Raw genomic sequence first — 4,439 nt, forward strand, 5'->3', positions numbered from 1 at the left:
TGGGAGCTGGGCTACACCGTTGTATCTGGTAGCGAAGTTCTACCTGGCGAGCATAGTGCTTTGCGCAATACCTACTCGGATGTCGTGCTCGCCGGGGGTCTGCGCAGTGCGCTGGTCCGCCTGAATCAGAAACTGCCCGCCGAAGCAATCAACGACGCCTTCCGCAAAATCACCCATCCTGAGGGACCAATGCTGGAAACCCGCAATCGCGCGTTCCACCGCATGCTAGTGGATGGGGTTGCTGTTGAGTATCGTCGGCCCGACGGCTCGATCGGTGGCGCGCAGGTGCGCATTCTGAACTTCGAGAATCCCGACGAGAACGACTGGCTCGCGGTTAATCAATTCACCGTCATCGAGAACAAGCACGCTCGCCGGCTGGATGTGGTGCTGTTCGTCAATGGACTGCCGCTGGTGCTGATCGAGCTCAAGAGCGCGGTCAGCGAGGAGGCGACAATCTGGCCCGCTTTCCGGCAGTTTCAAACGTACAAAGCCGAGCTACCGGCGTTATTTGCCTACAACGCGCTGCTAGTGATCTCGGATGGCGTAGAGGCGCGCATCGGCACGCTTACCGCGGGGCGCGAATGGTTCAAGCCATGGCGCACTATCGCGGGCGAGGCACTGGCGCCGGCGACCATGCCGGAACTGCAGGTAATGATCGAGGGTGTTTTCGATCAACAGCGGCTCATCGATCTCATCGGCCACTTTATCGTCTTCGAGGACGAAGGCGGCGGCAAGCTCGTCAAGAAGATGGCGGGCTATCATCAGTTCCACGCGGTGCGCGTGGCGGTAATGGAAACGATCCGCGCCGCGCGGCTTGATGTGGCGGACGCGAAAGGACGATATGAGAGTGGCACGAAGCACGGCGGCGACGTAGGCGACCGCCGCATTGGTGTGGTCTGGCACACGCAGGGCTCGGGCAAGAGCCTGACCATGGCCTTTTACGCCGGGCGCGTGATCCGTGAACCGTTTATGGCGAACCCGACGATCGTCGTCCTCACCGACCGCAACGATCTCGACGATCAGCTTTTCGCCACCTTTCTCGCGCTGCCGGGATTTGCTGCGGCAGCCGCCCGTGCAGGGGGAGAGCCGCAGCGATCTCCGCGCCAGGCTTACGGTTGACGCGGGCGGCGTGGTGTTCGCGACCATCCAGAAATTCATGCCCGAGCAGAAAGGCGACCAGCATCCGCTGTTTTCAAACCGTCGCAACATCGTCGTAATCGCTGACGAAGCACATCGCAGCCAGTACGACTTCATCGATGGCTTCGCCCGCCACATGCGCGATGCTTTGCCGAACGCTTCGTTCATTGGCTTCACCGGCACGCCGATCGAGCTCACGGACAAGAATACGCGCGCGGTATTCGGCGACTACATCAGCGTGTACGACATCCAGCGCGCGGTCGAGGATCGGGCCACTGTTCCGATCTACTACGAGGGCCGCCTTGCAAAACTCGGCCTGGTCGAAACCGAACGCCCGCGAATTGACGCTGAGTTCGAGGAGATCACCGAGGGCGAAGAGGTTGAGCGCAGAGAAAAGCTGAAGACAAAGTGGGCGCAGCTCGAAGCTATCGTCGGCTCCGAAAAACGCGTGAAGCTGATCGCGCGCGACATCGTGGAGCATTATGAGAAGCGGCTGGAAGCCATGGAAGGGAAAGCGATGGTCGTTTGCATGAGTCGGCGCATCTGCGTGGATTTATACCGCGAGATCGCCAACCTTCGGCCGGACTGGCACCACGAAGACGATGAGAAAGGCGCGCTGAAGGTGGTGATGACCGGGTCCGCGTCCGATCCGCTGGTCTGGCAAGCGCATTTCCGCAACAAGGTGCGTCGTGAGGCGCTGGCCCATCGATTCCGCGAAGCGAAAGACGACTTCCGGATGGTGATTGTGCGCGACATGTGGCTGACGGGCTTCGATGCGCCATAGCTGCACACGATGTATCTTGATAAACCAATGCGCGGCCACGGACTCATGCAGGCAATCGCGCGCGTAAACCGCGTGTTCCGCGACAAGCCGGGCGGGCTGGTGGTGGATTATCTTGGGCTAGCGCCCGCCCTGAAGGCGGCGCTTGCCACCTATACCCAGAGCGGCGGGACGGGTCGGACGGCCATCGACCAGCAAGAAGCGGTTGCCCTCATGCTCACGAAATATGAGATCTGCTGTGGCCTCTTCTACGGCTTCGACTACTCGAAATGGATAGATGGCGCGCCGGCGGAAAAGCTAAGTCTGCTGCCTGCCGCACAGGAACACATCCTTGCGCAGCACGAGGGCAAGGATCGGCTGCTGCGAACCGTGCTGGAATTGTCGCAGGCTTTCGCGCTGGCCGCCCCGCACGAGGAAGCCATGCGCATTCGTGATGACGTTTCATTCTTCCAAGCCGTACGCGCCGGTCTGGCAAAGCGGTCTCCGGCGGAGTCGAAGAGCGAGGAAGAGCTCGATCATGCCGTGCGGCAGATTATTTCGCGCGCGGTCGCGTCCGACGCGGTGGTCGATTATCTTCACAGCCGCAGGTCTTGAAAAACCGGACATCTCGATTTTGTCAGACGAATTTCTGGGCGAAGTGCGCGGCATGCCCCAGCGCAACCTGGCCGTGGAAGTGCTGCGTAAACTGCTGGCTGGCGAGATTCAAACACGCAGGCGCAAGAATGTGGTTCAGGCGCGTTCATTCGCCGAAATGTTGGAAAAAGCGCTGCGCCGGTATCAGAACCGTGGCATTGAGGCCGCGCAGGTCATCGAAGAGCTGATCGCGCTCGCCAAGGAAATGCGCGCAGCGGGTGCGCGCGGAGAACAACTCGGCCTCAACGATGACGAACTCGCGTTCTACGATGCGCTGGAGACGAACGACAGCGCGGTTCAGGTGCTTGGCGACGACACGTTACGAACGATTGCGCGCGAGCTGGTGGCGCAGGTCCGCAAAAACGTCACAATCGACTGGACAATGCGTGAAAACGTCCGCGCCCAGCTGCGCGTGCTCGTCAAACGTATCCTGCGCAAGTACGGCTATCCGCCGGACAAGCAGGAAAAGGCGACGCTGACGGTGCTCGAACAGGCCGCCGCCCTTTCTCAGGAATGGGCGCTGGCGTGATGGCCCGCGTGACATTATGTAGAGCAGCTGACCCGGATGTAAGATATCAGCGCGGCATCCCGCTGAGGTTCTTGTATGTCACGCACAAAGTGCCTTGTTCAGTGGTGCTTGATCTGCTTGCTGATTTTGAGCCCGGATATTTTTTCCGCTACCGGCGTGGTGGATTCCGACGAGGGGGCGTTCGGCTGCACCAGCGGTGACGGTTTGGGCATCGACGACAACGACGATGACGAACAGACCTTCCGCTTCGATTTTTCGCAGAGCGCGCCGGGCTGGAGCGTTGGTTTCGCCGATCTCCCGCAGGGTCAGGATGGGTTCTTTGAGCTGATTTTCGATCTCCGACCCCTGCTGCCCGATCTCAATCCCAATCGCAACGGGCTGTTCATCTCCGGCAACAACCGCAGCGACGATCTGTTCATGTTCGTGCGGCGCCGGATAACGGGGCTGCAACCGAATCAGACGTATCTCGTGGACTTCTCGGTCGGGATCGGCTCCGAGGCGGGCAACGATTGCATCGGCGCGGGCGGTTCGCCGGCGATTACGCTGAAGGCCGGCGCGTCGGTGGTACAGCCTGTCGCGACGCCGGACGCGAACGGATTTCTGCGCATGAACATCGACAATGGCAACCAGACCGTGGGCGGCGCCGACATGCAGGTGCTGGGCAACATCGGCGTGAATGTGGATTGCGTCAACCCGGTGTTCGCGCCCAAGCGACTGGAAAGCTCGACCGCGCGGCTGTTTCAGGTGCAGACCGGGGACGACGGATCGCTGTGGCTGGTGGTGGGCACGGACTCCGGCTTCGAAGGCGTCACGCGATTATTCTATACAAGAATCGAGGCGCGCTTTTCGCTGCGGTAAGCCGCCGCTCGTTATGGACTCAATGGATCGTGGCGGTATTCTGCTTGCCTGCAACGAAACTCGGCTCTAAACTAGTAAAACATTGTTTTACGAAAACCAAGTCATGGTCAAAACCATCACAAAAATCGGCAATTCTCAAGGTCTGATCTTCGACACGACGTTGCGCGAGCTCACCGGGCTGAAGGCGGGTGATCAAGTCAACGTGACCGTGCACGCTGGCGGTACCGTCACTATCACACCGGTTACGCCAATCGTCGCCGAAGATGAGGCGCGAACCCGGGCGCGGAAGCTGATCAAGCGCAACGGCAAGCTGTTCAAGAGCCTGGCGTGACTCGTACATGCGTCACCTGACGGTCGACGCCGTGCTCGCCATCCATGAAGAGGTGCTTGCCGCGCATGGAGGCTCGACCGGGCTGCGTGACCGGGCGTTGCTGGAATCAGCCATAGCAGCGCCGCAAGCCTCTTACGGCGGGGAGCCGCTGCTTAAGGATGGGATAGAGG

At 60.4% G+C, this 4,439-nt stretch carries 3 protein-coding genes and 1 pseudogene; all 4 read left to right on the top strand.

Translation table 11 applies throughout. The features are described 5' to 3' along the window. Positions 1–6 precede the first annotated feature (6 nt). A pseudogene (locus H0V34_13735) lies at positions 7–3,080 on the top strand (type I restriction endonuclease subunit R). A 75-nt stretch (positions 3,081–3,155) separates the two neighbouring features. Further along, on the top strand, positions 3,156–3,938 hold the full coding sequence (locus tag H0V34_13740) for a hypothetical protein (protein MBA2492701.1): 783 nt from the start codon (positions 3,156–3,158) through the stop codon (positions 3,936–3,938). 103 nt (positions 3,939–4,041) lie between these two features. Further along, the gene (locus H0V34_13745; GenBank protein MBA2492702.1) at positions 4,042–4,269 is read left to right on the top strand and encodes a hypothetical protein; all 228 of its coding nucleotides are present in this window, start codon (positions 4,042–4,044) and stop codon (positions 4,267–4,269) included. Between the two features lie 7 nt (positions 4,270–4,276). Next, positions 4,277–4,439: type II toxin-antitoxin system death-on-curing family toxin (locus H0V34_13750; GenBank protein MBA2492703.1), on the top strand; the 163-nt coding region annotated here is incomplete at its 3' end.

The organism is Gammaproteobacteria bacterium (assembly GCA_013696315.1).
Taxonomy (GTDB): Bacteria; Pseudomonadota; Gammaproteobacteria; order JACCYU01; family JACCYU01; genus JACCYU01.

What these genes read in the sequence shown, in the direction of transcription:
- H0V34_13740 (MBA2492701.1), top strand. Translation starts at nt 3,156, where the DNA reads ATGTCACGCACAAAGTGCCTTGTTCAGTGGTGCTTGATCTGCTTGCTG.
- H0V34_13745 (MBA2492702.1), top strand. Translation starts at nt 4,042, where the DNA reads ATGGTCAAAACCATCACAAAAATCGGCAATTCTCAAGGTCTGATCTTC.